At 72.2% G+C, this 13,461-nt stretch carries 10 protein-coding genes; 5 read left to right on the top strand and 5 right to left on the bottom strand.

The window, feature by feature from the left end; all coding sequences use genetic code 11:
- Positions 1 to 287 precede the first annotated feature (287 nt).
- The 5 genes from AQJ84_RS44640 to mtnA form a co-directional block, all read right to left on the bottom strand.
- Positions 288 to 1,307: a ComF family protein gene (locus AQJ84_RS44640; protein WP_059198920.1), complete on the bottom strand. Its 1,020-nt coding sequence runs from the start codon at positions 1,305 to 1,307 to the stop codon at positions 288 to 290.
- 231 nt (positions 1,308 to 1,538) lie between these two features.
- Positions 1,539 to 3,365: an LpqB family beta-propeller domain-containing protein gene (locus tag AQJ84_RS39955; protein WP_030045457.1), complete on the bottom strand. Its 1,827-nt coding sequence runs from the start codon at positions 3,363 to 3,365 to the stop codon at positions 1,539 to 1,541.
- Complete coding sequence (gene mtrB, locus AQJ84_RS39960) at positions 3,355 to 5,451, bottom strand: MtrAB system histidine kinase MtrB (protein ID WP_053193897.1); 2,097 nt, start codon at positions 5,449 to 5,451, stop codon at positions 3,355 to 3,357. The genes AQJ84_RS39955 and mtrB overlap by 11 nt, the downstream gene beginning before the upstream one ends.
- A gap of 1 nt (position 5,452) precedes the next feature.
- Positions 5,453 to 6,142 carry a two-component system response regulator MtrA gene (mtrA, locus tag AQJ84_RS39965; protein WP_016438163.1) on the bottom strand — a complete coding sequence of 230 codons (690 nt, stop codon included), beginning with the start codon at positions 6,140 to 6,142 and terminating at the stop codon, positions 5,453 to 5,455.
- Positions 6,143 to 6,368: 226 nt separating this feature from the next.
- A complete protein-coding gene (gene mtnA, locus AQJ84_RS39970) occupies positions 6,369 to 7,517 on the bottom strand; it encodes an S-methyl-5-thioribose-1-phosphate isomerase (protein ID WP_030045454.1) in 1,149 nt (382 codons plus the stop codon).
- Between the two features lie 140 nt (positions 7,518 to 7,657).
- Here mtnA and AQJ84_RS39975 point away from each other — a divergent pair, with 140 nt between their 5' ends.
- Genes AQJ84_RS39975 through AQJ84_RS39995 form a run of 5 tightly spaced genes read left to right on the top strand, consistent with a single transcriptional unit; the run spans position 7,658 to position 13,361 of the window.
- On the top strand, positions 7,658 to 9,010 hold the full coding sequence (locus tag AQJ84_RS39975; RefSeq protein WP_053193900.1) for a glycerophosphoryl diester phosphodiesterase membrane domain-containing protein: 1,353 nt from the start codon (positions 7,658 to 7,660) through the stop codon (positions 9,008 to 9,010).
- Between the two features lie 4 nt (positions 9,011 to 9,014).
- The gene (locus AQJ84_RS39980) at positions 9,015 to 9,872 is read left to right on the top strand and encodes a DUF4129 domain-containing protein (RefSeq protein ID WP_225877480.1); all 858 of its coding nucleotides are present in this window, start codon (positions 9,015 to 9,017) and stop codon (positions 9,870 to 9,872) included.
- Positions 9,869 to 11,071, top strand: a complete 1,203-nt coding sequence (locus tag AQJ84_RS39985; RefSeq protein WP_053193904.1) for a DUF4350 domain-containing protein — start codon at positions 9,869 to 9,871, stop codon at positions 11,069 to 11,071. Before AQJ84_RS39980 ends, AQJ84_RS39985 begins: the two co-directional genes overlap by 4 nt.
- Positions 11,071 to 12,051, top strand: a complete 981-nt coding sequence (locus AQJ84_RS39990; RefSeq protein ID WP_107082888.1) for an AAA family ATPase — start codon at positions 11,071 to 11,073, stop codon at positions 12,049 to 12,051. The genes AQJ84_RS39985 and AQJ84_RS39990 overlap by 1 nt, the downstream gene beginning before the upstream one ends.
- On the top strand, positions 12,051 to 13,361 hold the full coding sequence (locus AQJ84_RS39995; RefSeq protein ID WP_030045448.1) for a DUF58 domain-containing protein: 1,311 nt from the start codon (positions 12,051 to 12,053) through the stop codon (positions 13,359 to 13,361). The genes AQJ84_RS39990 and AQJ84_RS39995 overlap by 1 nt, the downstream gene beginning before the upstream one ends.
- Positions 13,362 to 13,461 lie beyond the last annotated feature (100 nt).

Here is a 13,461-nt window from a genome sequence, read left to right on the forward strand (position 1 = left end):
CCGCTTCGCTGCGGAGCGTCTCCCTTTTGCACCAGGCTCCGGTGAGTCCCGGAACCTCGGACTCGGTGACGTCCACCTCCTCCCCCGCGGGCAGGATCTCCACTCCACCGGTGCGGGTGATAGTGAAAAACCCACGGGACGGCATTCGGATAGGAGAGGTGTGGCCTGCGCCTTTCTCTCACAACCGAACATATCTCGCCCGGACGGATGTCGTCACCCTCTACCGCGGCGTACCTCCGTTCAGGTGAATAAGCCCTCTCGTAACCTGCAACGATGCAAGTTCGCAGTCAGTTCCGGTTTATTTCGAAAGAATCCGGCGTGGCCGCGATCACGGCCGCGCAGATCATGTCGTGGTGACCGCGTGGGCCCGCCCTTCCCGGCGGAACGACCACCCGGTCCGTCTCCTCCTCCGTCATCCCGCTCATCCGTTCCCCTCTGCCTTCCCGACCTGCCTCGCCATACACCGTCGTTGTCGTCTTTCCACACACATCAGCCTCATTCACCCCCACGTCCGCACCACCGGCCCGCCGGTGCCGCCGCGGTGCCTCGTCCCGGCCCGCCGCGGCTCCCCGCCCGCCGGCCACGCCGCCGTACGCCGATCCGCCCCCACCCCCACGCGAAGGCGAGGCCGCCCGCACCGCGCGCGCCGCCTCCGTCAGGGACGCCCCGGTCGTCATCAGGTCATCGACGAGGACCACCGGACCAGCGCGCAGCAACCGCCCGCCTCCGGAGACCACCTCCAGCGCACCGGCCAGGTTCTCGAGCCGTTGCCGGGAGTTGAGCCCGGCCTGGTCGGCGACCGCACGCCGCTGCCGCACCACGGACGCCACCCGCGCCGGCGTCCCCTCCCTCCGCAGCTCCGCTGCCGCCGCGAGCGCGATCCGCCGCGCCGGATCATGCCCCCGAGCCCGAACCACCCCACGCGAGGACGGCACGGGAACGAGCACCACGACCCCTTCACCCCACGCCCCCGTCCCTCGGCCCCCAGCCCCGCACCCCGGCGGCCCCCACGCCTCCCGGAGCCCCGCACGCACCGCTCCCGCCAGCGCCGTACCCAGAGGTGCCGCCAGTGCCAGCGCGCCCCGCTCCTTGTGGGCCAGGAGCACGGCCCGCACCTCGTCCGCGTACCGAGCCACCGCGTGCACGACCGGCAGTCCCGGCGGCTCCGGCACCGGGCGCACCCTGCGCGGGACGGCCCCGCTCAGGACGGCACGGCACTTTGGGCAGAGCACCGTGCGAGGCCTCCCGCAGCCTCCGCACCCGGTCGGCAACACCAGGTCGGTGAGGTCCTGCCACCACCCCCGCATGCCCACCACTGTGCCAACGCCGGCGCCGCCCTGCCACCCCTGTGGACAACCCCCTGTGGACAACTCGGGGGCGCCGCCGCGAACAGCCGTGACCACCGCGAATCCGCAGCTCCCGAAGCCTCCCGAGACACCCTGTGACACCCCGCGACACCCCACGACACCCGAACAGCGAAGCGGCCGCTCCCGCCGGAGTCACCCCCGGCACGAGCGGCCGCCTCCCCGAGCCCGACCTCAGCCCGGATAGACCGGCGCCGTCCCGTCCGCGTCCACCTTCTGCCACTGCGTTCCGGACGGCAGCCGCACGATCCCGTCCTCCGAGTACGCCACCAACGGCAACGCGTCGTCCTCGGACGCGGCGATCTCCTTCACGCCCGTCAGGGCCGCCGGCGCGGGCCCCTCCGGCGTGGAGCCGTCGACCTGGACGTACCGCGTCTGCTGGACGCCGTCGTGCTCGCGCCCGACCACGACGAGGCGGCTGTCACCGGCCCACGACATGGTCGTGAGCTCCTCCATCTCGGGTGTGGCGGAACGCAGTTCCTGTATGGACGGCGCCTCCCCGGCCTTCTCGCCTCGCGTGATCCGGCCGATGAACAGGGACTGCTTGCCGCCCTTCTCCACGACGAGCGCGATCCGCGCCCCGTCCGCGGCCACCCGGATGTCCTTGACGCGTCCGTCCAGCCCCGGCGTGTCCACCGTCAGCGGCTTGCCGGCACCTTCCTCCAGCAGCAGCAGTCGCGAGTCGTCCGGGTCGCGGTCGGCCACCCACAGGTCGCCCTGCACGTCCCAACTGGGCGCGGTCAGCCGGTCTTCCGCCGTCGCGCCCTGGCTGGTCAGCACGGGCTCCCCGAGCGAACCGCCCGACACGAGCGAGCCGACGTACAGCGACTTCCCGTCGACGCCGACTCCGGCCGCGCTGCGCTCGTCGCGCGACACGGCGACGGACCGCAGTTCCTTGGCGCCCTCGCCCAGCGCCCCGGGAACCGGATCGGGATGCGTGCCGCTACCGGCCGCGGGCAGCCGTACCAGCCGGTGCTCGCCGTCGATGAAGTACAGGTACTCGGCAGGCTGCACCGAGCCACGCATGGCGACGTCGGCAGCCTCGCCCTCGGTGAGCGCGCACAACTGCTTGCCACCCGCTTGCAGTTCGACCCCCTCCACCACGGGGGTGAGGTGCTGCAGGGTGAACATGAGCTGGGCGGCCATCTCGTGGCACTGGGCCATACCGACCTGCGCCGCCCGGTCGTTCAGCGGCACGGTCAGCTTGCTCTGGTCGTCCGGCGTCAGCGTGGTGACGTCATCGGCCAGCTCCGTCCCGGTGGGGAAGCTGGACCTGACGACCGGGCCGAGCCAGCTCGTGGGCCCGGTCAGCAGGGAACGCACCATCTGTGTCATGGGATCCACACGCTCACGCACGTACACCGGATCCGCGACCGCCACGGCCTGCGGAGTCACTCCTTCCGCGGCGTGCGAGGCGAGGTAGTACTTGTTGACGGACAGGTAGTTCCGCTGGAAGTCCGACTTGCCCATGACGACGCCCTGCGGCAGTTTGTCGATGCGCCACTGCTTGGTCTTCGGTTCGCGCGTGAGGTACAGCGACTGGCTGTAGTTCCCCTCCGCGGGCGCGTACGACTGCTGCGCGTCCACCGTGGCGACCCGGTCGCCGGTGAGCGGGTACGAGACGACGTCGGCGTCCTCCCGGTCGGCGGCCCGCTCGGGCCCGATGGTCGCCCCGTCCTCGAGCACCGTAGTGGACAGCTCCGGCTTCCACTTCTTCGCGGCTTGGGTGGTCAGGTACTTGCGCGCCGTCTCGTAGTTCGGGTCGTCGCTGGTCAGGGACTCCAGAAAGCCCTGGACGATGTCCGAGGCGGGCGCGTCCTCCTGCGGAGGCATGGCGAACACCCGCACCTGCGCGTCCTGACGCGGCGTGGACTCCACCCCGCGCAGGTCCCCGCTGTCGGGCATGGACGCACACCCCGCCAGCAGTACGACGCCACAAGCGGCGTACGCCACCGAGCGCCCCGGCGTACGCCGGGCGCCCCTTCCGCGGTCAGCGCCCACGGAATGCCTCCCCTTGCTCGTACGAGCCCTCCGACCGGGCGTCCGGGCGGCTCACGGTCTCGCTCGGCGTGCCCTCGGCCTCGCCGTTCCCCTGACCGCCCGCGGCGGGCGGGTCGTCCTGCCGTCGCGCCCCTGAAGCGGGCCGCGGCACCACGCGCGAGCCGCTGCCGGGCAACGCCGTGGGATCGGCCGTCGGCGTGACCGCGGACGACCGGGGCGCGAGCGGGCCTCGTGAGGGGCCCTGGTCGCCGGTCGGCTGGGCCGGGACGGTGGCGGCCTTCTCCCCGCCCCCGCGTGGCAGGCCGGCGTCGTCGAGGCCCCGATGGCGCCGCGAGTCCTTGGGTTCCAGCGGTATCGGCGAGCCCCTGAGCGGCTCGTCCGCGGTTCGCGGCAGCGTCAGCCGGAACTGCGAGCCGCCACCCGGCTCGCCCCATGCCTGCAGCCAGCCGCCGTGCAGCCGCGCGTCCTCCAGGGCGATGGACAACCCCAGGCCCGTACCGCCGGTGGTACGCGCGCGTGCCGGGTCGGCCCGCCAGAAGCGGCTGAAGACGCGGGTCGCCTCACCGGGCTTGAGCCCGACGCCGTAGTCGCGCACCGCCACCGCGACCGCCCCGCCCGCCGCGGCGAGCTTGACGATGACGTCCTTGCCCTCGCCGTGCTCGACGGCGTTGACGACGAGGTTGCGCAGCACCCGCTCCACCCGCCGGGCGTCCGCCTCGGCGACGACGGGCTGCTGGGCGCCCACGACCCGGATCTGCGTGCCCTTGCGCTCGGCCAGAGGTTCGGCCCCGCTGACCACCCTGCGCACGACCACGCGCAGATCGATCGGCTCGGCCTCCAGGGCCGCCGCGCCCGCGTCGAAGCGGCTGATCTCCAACAGGTCCGCGAGCAGCGTCTCGAACCGGTCCAGCTGGTCGGCGAGCAGCTCGGCCGACCGAGCGGTGATCGGATCGAAGTCCACGCGCGCGTCATGGATGACGTCGGCGGCCATCCGCACGGTCGTCAGCGGCGTCCGCAGCTCGTGCGACACGTCCGACACAAAGCGGCGCTGCATCCGCGACAGGTCCTCCAGCTGCTGGATCTTCAGCTGCAGGTTCTGCGCCATCTTGTTGAAGGCCTCACCGAGCCGAGCGATGTCGTCCTCGCCGGTGACCTTCATCCGCTCCTGAAGCCGGCCGGCGGACAGCCGCTCGGCGATCCCCGCAGCCATCCGCACCGGCGTGACGACCTGCCTGACCACGAGCCAGGCGATGGCCCCGAGCAGTACGACGACGAAGAGGCCGGCCGTCGCCAGCGTGCCCTTGACCAGGCTCAGCGACTTCTCCTCCTGGGTGAGCGGGAAGAGGTAGTACAGCTGGTACGGGTCGTTGTTCGGATCGTTGACCTGCTTGCCGATGACAAGGGCCGGCTGGGACTCCTTGTCGGCGTCGTAGAAGATCCTCGTGTAGCTCTGAGCCGCCATCGTCGGGTCGGTGTCGATCCGCTCCCGCAGGGCCTCGGGCACGCTGGACGCCGCGATGACGTCACCGGAGGCCCGCGGCCCCCGCCCGCTGCCGCTGTCGTTGCCCGCCGGGAGTGTCACGACGTCGAAGGCGCCCTGACCGCCGCTGGACAGGGACTCCACCAGGTCGCTCATCCACTGGATGACGTTCTGGGCGGGCCGGCCGTCCACCGTGGTGGCCTCGTCACCGGTGCCGCTCCCCGCCTCTTCGGCCTTCTGCCTGGCCACCGCGAACCCGCCGGTGGCCTGGCTCTGCGAGGCGTTCACCTTGGCGTCCAGCAGCCCGTTGCGCACCTGCCCGATGACGACGAAGCCGAGCAGCAGCACCACGCCCAGCGACATCAGCAGCGTCGTGACGACCACCTTGAGCTGGATGTTGCGCCGCCACAGCCGCATGACGGGCAGCAGCGGGCGACGCACCCAGCGCATGAACAGGCGCAGGACCGGACTGCCCTGGACGCCGCCCTGCAGCAGTCCGCCCTCGAGGAACCGACCCCAGCGGGATCCCGCTGTCTTACGGCCGACAGGCCGCCCCGCGTGGGCCCCGGAACTGCCGGGCGCCGATGCGGCACTGTCTCGGGACATGTCAGCTGGGCCCGGCCTTGTAACCGACACCACGGACGGTCACCACGATCTCCGGGCGCTCCGGGTCCTTCTCGACCTTGGAGCGCAGCCGCTGCACATGCACGTTGACCAGACGGGTGTCGGCCGCGTGCCGGTAGCCCCACACCTGCTCGAGCAGCACCTCGCGGGTGAACACCTGCCAGGGCTTGCGTGCGAGCGCCACGAGCAGGTCGAACTCCAGCGGCGTCAGGGCGATGGACTGCCCCTCCCGCTTCACGGAGTGCCCCGCCACGTCGATCACCAGGTCACCGATGGCCAGCTGCTCCGGCGCCGGCTCCTCCGACCTCCTGAGCCGCGCCCTGATCCGGGCCACCAGCTCCTTCGGCTTGAACGGCTTCACGATGTAGTCGTCGGCACCGGACTCCAGGCCCACGACGACGTCGACGGTGTCGCTCTTGGCCGTGAGCATCACGATCGGCACGCCGGACTCCGCCCTGATCAGGCGGCACACCTCGATACCGTCCCGCCCGGGCAGCATCAGATCCAGCAGCACCAGATCGGGCTTGCTCTCCCGGAAAGCGGCCAGCGCCTTGTCACCGTCGGCTACGAAAGACGGCTCAAAACCTTCACCACGCAGCACGATGCCGAGCATCTCGGCCAGTGCCGTGTCGTCGTCGACGACAAGGACTCGTCCCTTCATAAACGACATCATCCCATTCTCGTAACAGTGACCGGGGCGCTGGTGAGAGAGGTCACTGGCCTGTGACGATAGTCGTACGGAGTCACTACTGTCTGCCCTCGCCCTCGGGTGTCGATGTCCGTACGGACACCGTGACGGACTGTGGTCGCACGACTGGGGGGAATGTGCCGGGCATCGGAGCTACGGCGTCAGCACCTCCACGAGGGTCACTCCCCGCCACCCGGCCGTCTGCCTCCCCTCAGTCGATCGTCGCCTGCCGCGACTTCTCGCACAGCGCCGCGAGCGCCTCCGCCGTCACCGGCGACACCACGCCCTCCTCGGTGACGATCGCCGTCACCAGCTCGGGCGGCGTCACATCGAAAGCCGGGTTGTACGCCTGGGTCCCCAACGGTGCCACCGGAACCCCGCCGCCCGCCTCCGCTCCCGCCACCGGAACCTGCGGCGCTGTGAGCTCGGTCACCTCATGACCGGGACGCTGTTCGACCTCGATCGACGCCCCGTCCGGCGTGTCCAGGTCCACCGTCGTCACCGGCGCCACGACGATGAACGGCACATGGTGGTACCGCGCCAGCACCGCGAGCGGATAGCTCCCGACCTTGTTCGCCACCGAGCCGTCGGCCGCGATGCGGTCCGCACCGATCAGCACCGCGTCGACCTCTCCGGCCGCGAACAGCGAACCCGCCGCGTTGTCCGTCAGCAGGGTGTACGCCATACCGCTGCGCGCCGCCTCGTACGCCGTCAGCCGGGCCCCCTGCAGCAACGGCCGCGTCTCGTCCACCCACAGCCGCCGCAGCCGCCCCACGCGATGCGCCGCGAGCGCCACCGCGAACGCCGTCCCCTCACCGCCCGACACCAGGGCCCCGGTGTTGCAGTGCGTGAGGATCCGGTGCCCGCCGCCGGGCAGCAGCTCGTCCAGCAGTGCCAGCCCACGTTCGGCCATCCGACCGCTGGCCTCGGCGTCCTCCCGGTGCAGCGTGCGCGCCGCGGCCAACGCGGCCTCCGCGGCCTGCCGGGCATCACCGCCCTTGGCGAACTCCGTCCGGTGCGCGTCCTGGGCCCTGCGCACCCCGACGGCGAGATTCACCGCCGTGGGGCGGGCGCCCGCCAACGCGTTCGCCGCCTCGTCGACGTCGAACCCCCGCACGGCGGCGAGCGCGACGCCGTACGCCCCCGCGATGCCGAGCAACGGCGCCCCACGCACCGCCAGCGAACGGATCGCCTCCACCAGCGCGGACGCGTCCGTACAGACCAGCTCGACCTCCTCGGCCGGCAGTCTCGTCTGGTCGAGAAGGACCAGTACGGGGCCTTCAGGTGGCTCTTCCCAACGGATCGCCGGTATCTCGGTCGGCCTGCTGTCCTCGCCTGTTTGCGCGTACTGATCAGCCATGCCGTCAGTCTGCCCCGTATCCGCCGGACAATTGAAGGTGTCCAGCCCATACCGCGGCTGGTCCGTCGATGACCACCCCATGGCACGATGGCTGCCAACCTGCCGCCGCGACCGCGGACGGGCACCGTGAAGGAGCGACGATGAAGGACACTCCGGGCTGGGCCTCGCCCGGATCCGCCCCCTCCGACGGGCACGAGCCCGGCGCGTCCGGCCCCGCCGAGCCCGTCGACCGGCCCGACGCCGCGAACCCCGCGGCGCAGCCGGGACCGGACCCGCAGGACCCCGGCTCGAAGTGGTCCAAGGAGCAGCCACCGGCCGGCCAGTGGTCCGCGCCCACCGGCCAGCCGGCTCCCGGCCAGACCCCACCGCCCCCACCGCCCGGCCCGGGCTGGGGCGGCCAACCCCCCGCCGGACCCGGCGGCTTCGGCCCTCCCGGCGGCGGAAACGGCGGCTGGGGCGGCGCCTACGGCCCTCCCGGCGGCGGCTACAGCGGCTGGGGCGGCCCCCCGCCCGCTGCCAAGCCCGGCGTGATCCCGCTCCGCCCTCTCGGCGTGGGCGAGATCCTCGACGGCGCGGTCTCCACCATGCGCACGTACTGGCGCACGGTCCTGGGCATCTCGCTGACCGTCGCGGTGGTCACGCAGATCGTCGTCATCCTGCTCCAGGGCCTCGTCCTCAACGACACCGCCGACGCCGAGGCCCTCACCGACCCCAGTGCCACCTTCGACGAAGTGACCCGTGCCATGGGCAGCGCCGTGATCGGCAGCCTGGCCGTCGCGGTGATCTCCCTGATCGGCACGGTCATCGCGACCGCCTTGCTCACCACCGTCACCAGCCGCGCGGTACTCGGTCGTTCCGTCACCACCGGTGAGGCCTGGCGCGACGCCCGCCCGCAGGTGATGAGGCTGCTCGGCCTGATCCTCCTGCTGATGCTCATGGTCGCCGGACTCGTCTTCGTGGGCATCCTGCCCGGCCTCCTCGTGGCCGTCTCCGGCCCGGAAGGGGCAGGCGCGGCGCTCGCCGTCGTGGGCGGCCTGGGCGCCGTCGTCGTCGCCCTGTGGCTGATGATCCGCTTCTCCCTGGCGTCGCCCGCGCTGATGCTGGAGAAGCAGAGCGTCACGAAGTCGATGAGCCGCTCGGTGAAGCTCGTCCGCGGCTCCTGGTGGCGGGTCTTCGGCATTCAGCTCCTCGCGGGGCTGATCGCCAACATCGTCGCGGCGATCGTCGTGCTCCCCTTCACCTTCCTCGCCGCCGCGTTCAGCGGCGACGGCTTCACGGGCTTCGTGGAGGGCACCGGCGGCCTCGGCTGGACGTTCCTCGTCATCAGCGGGATCGGCTCGGTGATCGGCTCCATGATCACCTTCCCGATCTCGGCGGGCGTCACCGTGCTTCTCTACATCGACCAGCGCATCCGCCGCGAGGCCCTCGACCTCGAACTGGCCCGCGCCGCCGGTGTCCAGGGCTACGGCACCACCCCCACCCCCGGGAGCTGATGGGGTGAGCCTGGCGGGGGGAGTTCTCACGACGGTGCCGGCACTGCCGAGCGCCGCCGACATGGCCGTACGCACCGCGCAGCACGTCGGCGACACATCGGTACAGGCCCTGCTGCGGGTCCGCGGCACCTCGGTGCGGGCGAAACTGCACACCGAGGTCACCTCGGTGTTGTCGCTCGCCCGCTCCCACGACGAGCCACCGCTGACGACCCCCCGCGACCCCGCGCGGGAGGCGGCCCGGCGCGAGCTGTCCAAGCGGATGTACCACGAGAACGACCCCAGCTGGTTCCAGCGTGCCCTGGACGCCTTCTGGGACTGGGTCGACAAGCTTTTCAACACGGCCTCGGCAGCGACCCCCGGCGGGGCACTCGGCCTGGTCGTCGTCATCGTGGCGGTCCTCGCGGTCCTCGGCGCCCTGTGGTGGCGGCTCGGCACCCCGCGCCGCGAACCCACCTCCTCCGCCGCCCTGTTCGACGACCGCCCGCGCAGCGCCGCCGAACACCGCGCGGCCGCGGAGGCGCACGCGGCCCAGGGCCACTGGAGCCAGGCCGTCCAGGAGCACATGCGCGCCATCGTGCGCTCCCTGGAGGAACGCGCCCTCCTGGATGTGCGCCCGGGCCGCACCGCCGACGAGGCCGCAGCCGAGGCCGGCCGCGCCCTGCCCTCCCGGGCGGACCGACTGCGCGCCGCAGCCCGGGACTTCGACGACGTGACATACGGCGGACGGTCGGCGACCGAGCAGTCGTACCGGCGCATCGCCGAACTGGACCGCGACCTGGAACGCACCAAGCCGCAGTTCGCGAGCAGCAGCCCGAGCACTGCCCACAACGCGGCCGACGCCCACCGGGGAGCCGCCGAATGACCACCGAGGCCCCGCTCGCCTCCACCTCGGCCTCGCCCACCGCCCGCCAGCTGTGGACCCGCGCGCGAGGGGTCCTCCTCGCCCTCGTCGTCCTCCTGGTGGCGGCCGTGGCGATCGCGGCCATCCGCTCCGACGCCCGGCACGGCACGCTCGACCCACGCGCAGCAGACCCCTACGGCAGCCGCGCCGTCGCCGAACTCCTCGCCGCCCGGGGCGTCTCCACGCGCGTGGTCACCACCCTCGACGAAGCGAGCGCCGCGGCCGGACCCGACACCACCCTCCTGGTCGCCGTACCCGACCTGCTGACGCACAGCCAGCAGAGCCGACTGCGCTCCAGGACCGCCGGCTCCGACGGTCGCACCGTCCTCGTGGCCCCCGGCAGCCCGTCCGTCGAACGGCTGGCCCCCGGCGTCGTCGCCAGCCCCGCCACCAGCCTCGACTCGACACTCTCCCCCGACTGCAGCCTGCCCGCCGCCCGGCGCGCGGGCACCGCCGACACGGGCGGCATCCGCTACACCGCGACCCGGCCCGACGCCGACGAGTGCTACCCCAGCGAGCGCCTGGCCACCCTGGTGCGCCTCCCGGACACCACCGGGGACGGCGACACCGTCGTCATCGGCGCACCGGACATCCTCTACAACGACACCCTCGACGAGCAGGGCAACGCCTCGCTCGCCCTCCAACTCCTCGGCTCCCGCCCCCATCTGGTCTGGTACCTCCCCTCGCTCTCCGACACCACCGCCGCCACCCCCGACGACGAGAAGGGCTTCTTCGACCTGCTTCCGTCGGGCTGGCTCTGGGGCACACTGCAGCTCTTCATCGCCGCGGCCCTGGCCGCCCTCTGGCGGGCACGCCGACTCGGCCCCCTGGTGCCCGAAAAACTCCCCGTGGCGATCCGCGCCTCCGAGACCGTCGAAGGCCGCGCCCGCCTCTACCGCAAGGCCAACGCCCGCGACCGCGCGGCCGCCGCTCTTCGCTCCACCACCCGCACCCGCCTCGCCCCCCTCACCGGCGTCCCCGTCACCCAGGCGCACGCGCCCGAGGCCCTGCTCCCCGCCCTGTCCGCCCACCTCCACGGTCATGGAGACGGACAGGCCCTGCACTCTCTCCTCTTCGGCCCGCCGCCCCGTGACGACGCAGCCCTCATCTCCCTCGCCGACCAACTCGACGCCCTCGAAAGAGAGGTACGCCGTCCATGATGGACCCGACCACTGACAACGCCGGGGATCCGGGCGACGCCCGAGCCGCCCTCGAGGCCCTGCGCGCCGAGATCGCCAAGGCCGTGGTCGGCCAGGACCCAGCGGTGACCGGTCTCGTCGTCGCCCTCCTCTGCCGCGGACACGTTCTCCTTGAAGGAGTCCCCGGAGTGGCCAAGACGCTGCTCGTCCGCGCCCTCGCCTCCGCACTCGACCTCGACACCAAGCGTGTCCAGTTCACCCCCGACCTGATGCCGAGCGACGTGACGGGTTCCCTGGTCTACGACACCCGCAGCGCCGAGTTCTCCTTCCAGCCCGGCCCGGTCTTCACCAACCTGCTCCTGGCCGACGAGATCAACCGCACCCCGCCCAAGACCCAGTCGTCCCTCCTGGAAGCCATGGAGGAACGCCAGGTCACGGTCGACGGCACCCCCCGTCCCCTCCCCGATCCGTTCCTGGTCGCCGCGACCCAGAACCCGGTCGAGTACGAGGGCACGTACCCGCTTCCCGAGGCCCAGCTGGACCGTTTCCTCCTCAAGCTGACGATCCCGCTCCCCTCCCGCCAGGACGAGATCAACGTCCTCACCCGTCACGCCGAGGGTTTCAACCCGCGCGACCTGTACGCCGCCGGCCTACGCCCCGTCGCGGGAGCGGCCCAGCTGGAAGCCGCCCGCGCCGCGGTCGCCAAGACGACGGTGTCCCCGGAGATCACCGCCTACGTGGTCGACATCTGCCGGGCTACCCGTGAGTCGCCGTCCCTCACTCTCGGCGTCTCCCCGCGTGGCGCGACGGCCCTGCTCGCCACGGCCCGCGCCTGGGCCTGGCTGACCGGCCGCGACTACGTCACCCCTGACGACGTCAAGGCACTGGCCCTCCCCACGCTCCGGCACCGCGTACAGCTCCGCCCGGAGGCCGAGATGGAGGGCGTGACGGCCGACTCCGTCATCAACGCGATCCTCGCCCACGTCCCCGTCCCCCGCTGATGGCGCTCACCGGACGAGCCGCACTCCTCGCGGCCCTGGGCTCCCTCCCGGTCGGCATCTGGGACCCTAGCTGGGCAGGCATCCTCGCGGTCAACGCCCCCCTGGCCGTCGCCTGCGCCTGCGACTTCGCGCTCGCGGCACCGGTACGGCGTCTCGGCCTGACCCGCTCAGGCGACACGTCGGCCCGCCTGGGCGACACCGCAGACGTCACCCTCACCGTCACCAACACGTCCGGCCGCCCCCTGCGCGCCCACCTGCGCGACGCCTGGCCCCCCAGCAGCTGGCAGCCCGGCACGGAGGTCACGGCCTCCCGCCACCGCCTCCGCGTACCGGCAGGCGAACGCCGCCGGGCGACCACTCGTCTACGGCCGACCCGCCGCGGCGACCGCCAGTCCGACCGCGTCACGATCCGCTCGTACGGCCCTCTCGGTCTCTTCGCCCGCCAGGGCACCCACAAGGTTCCCTGGACGGTGCGCGTCCTGCCCCCGTTCACCAGCCGCAAGCACCTTCCCTCCAAACTGGCTCGCCTGCGCGAACTGGACGGTCGCACCAGCGTGCTCACCCGCGGCGAGGGCACGGAATTCGACAGCCTGCGCGAGTACGTCCCCGGCGACGACACCCGCTCCATCGACTGGCGGGCCACCGCCCGTCAGACCACGGTCGCCGTGCGCACCTGGCGTCCCGAACGCGACCGGCACATCCTCCTGGTCCTCGACACCGGCCGTACCTCAGCGGGTCGCGTCGGCGACGCCCCGCGCCTCGACGCCTCCATGGACGCCGCACTGCTCCTGGCAGCCCTGGCCTCCCGCGCAGGTGACCGTGTCGACCTGCTCGCCTACGACCGCCGCGTACGTGCCCTCGTCCAGGGCCGCTCAGCAGGCGACGTACTGCCGTCCCTGGTCAACGCCATGGCGACCCTGGAACCCGAGCTCGTCGAAACGGACTCCCGAGGCCTTACGGCAATGGCTCTCAGGTCGGCCCCGCGCCGCTCCCTGATCGTCCTGCTCACCACTCTCGACGCGGCCCCGGTCGAGGAGGGCCTCCTGCCCGTCCTCTCCCAACTCACCCAGCGCCACACGGTCCTGCTCGCCTCGGTGGCGGACCCGCACATCGCCGGCATGGCCAGAGCCCGGGGAAACACGGAGGCCGTCTACGAGGCGGCAGCCGCCGCCCAGGCCCAGGCCGAACGTGATCGCATCGCGGAGCAGCTCCGCCGCCGCGGCGTCACGGTCGTCGACGCGACTCCTGACGACCTGGCCCCCGCTCTCGCAGACGCATATCTGGCACTGAAAGCGGCAGGCCGCCTATGAGCAACGTCTGCCGGTGGAGAACGCCGGCAGACATCACCACCGAAAGGCGCCTAAAAACAAAAAAGGCCCACACCGTTAGGTGTGGGCCTTTTGAATGATT

This window comes from Streptomyces resistomycificus (assembly GCF_001514265.1).
GTDB lineage: Bacteria > Actinomycetota > Actinomycetes > Streptomycetales > Streptomycetaceae > Streptomyces > Streptomyces resistomycificus.

What these genes read in the sequence shown, in the direction of transcription:
- AQJ84_RS39975 (WP_053193900.1), top strand. Translation starts at nt 7,658, where the DNA reads ATGAAGGACACTCCGGGCTGGGCCTCGCCCGGATCCGCCCCCTCCGAC.
- AQJ84_RS39995 (WP_030045448.1), top strand. Translation starts at nt 12,051, where the DNA reads ATGGCGCTCACCGGACGAGCCGCACTCCTCGCGGCCCTGGGCTCCCTC.
- mtnA (WP_030045454.1), bottom strand. Translation starts at nt 7,517, where the DNA reads ATGGCTGATCAGTACGCGCAAACAGGCGAGGACAGCAGGCCGACCGAG.
- AQJ84_RS44640 (WP_059198920.1), bottom strand. Translation starts at nt 1,307, where the DNA reads ATGCGGGGGTGGTGGCAGGACCTCACCGACCTGGTGTTGCCGACCGGG.
- AQJ84_RS39990 (WP_107082888.1), top strand. Translation starts at nt 11,071, where the DNA reads ATGGACCCGACCACTGACAACGCCGGGGATCCGGGCGACGCCCGAGCC.
- mtrB (WP_053193897.1), bottom strand. Translation starts at nt 5,451, where the DNA reads ATGTCCCGAGACAGTGCCGCATCGGCGCCCGGCAGTTCCGGGGCCCAC.
- AQJ84_RS39985 (WP_053193904.1), top strand. Translation starts at nt 9,869, where the DNA reads ATGACCACCGAGGCCCCGCTCGCCTCCACCTCGGCCTCGCCCACCGCC.
- mtrA (WP_016438163.1), bottom strand. Translation starts at nt 6,142, where the DNA reads ATGATGTCGTTTATGAAGGGACGAGTCCTTGTCGTCGACGACGACACG.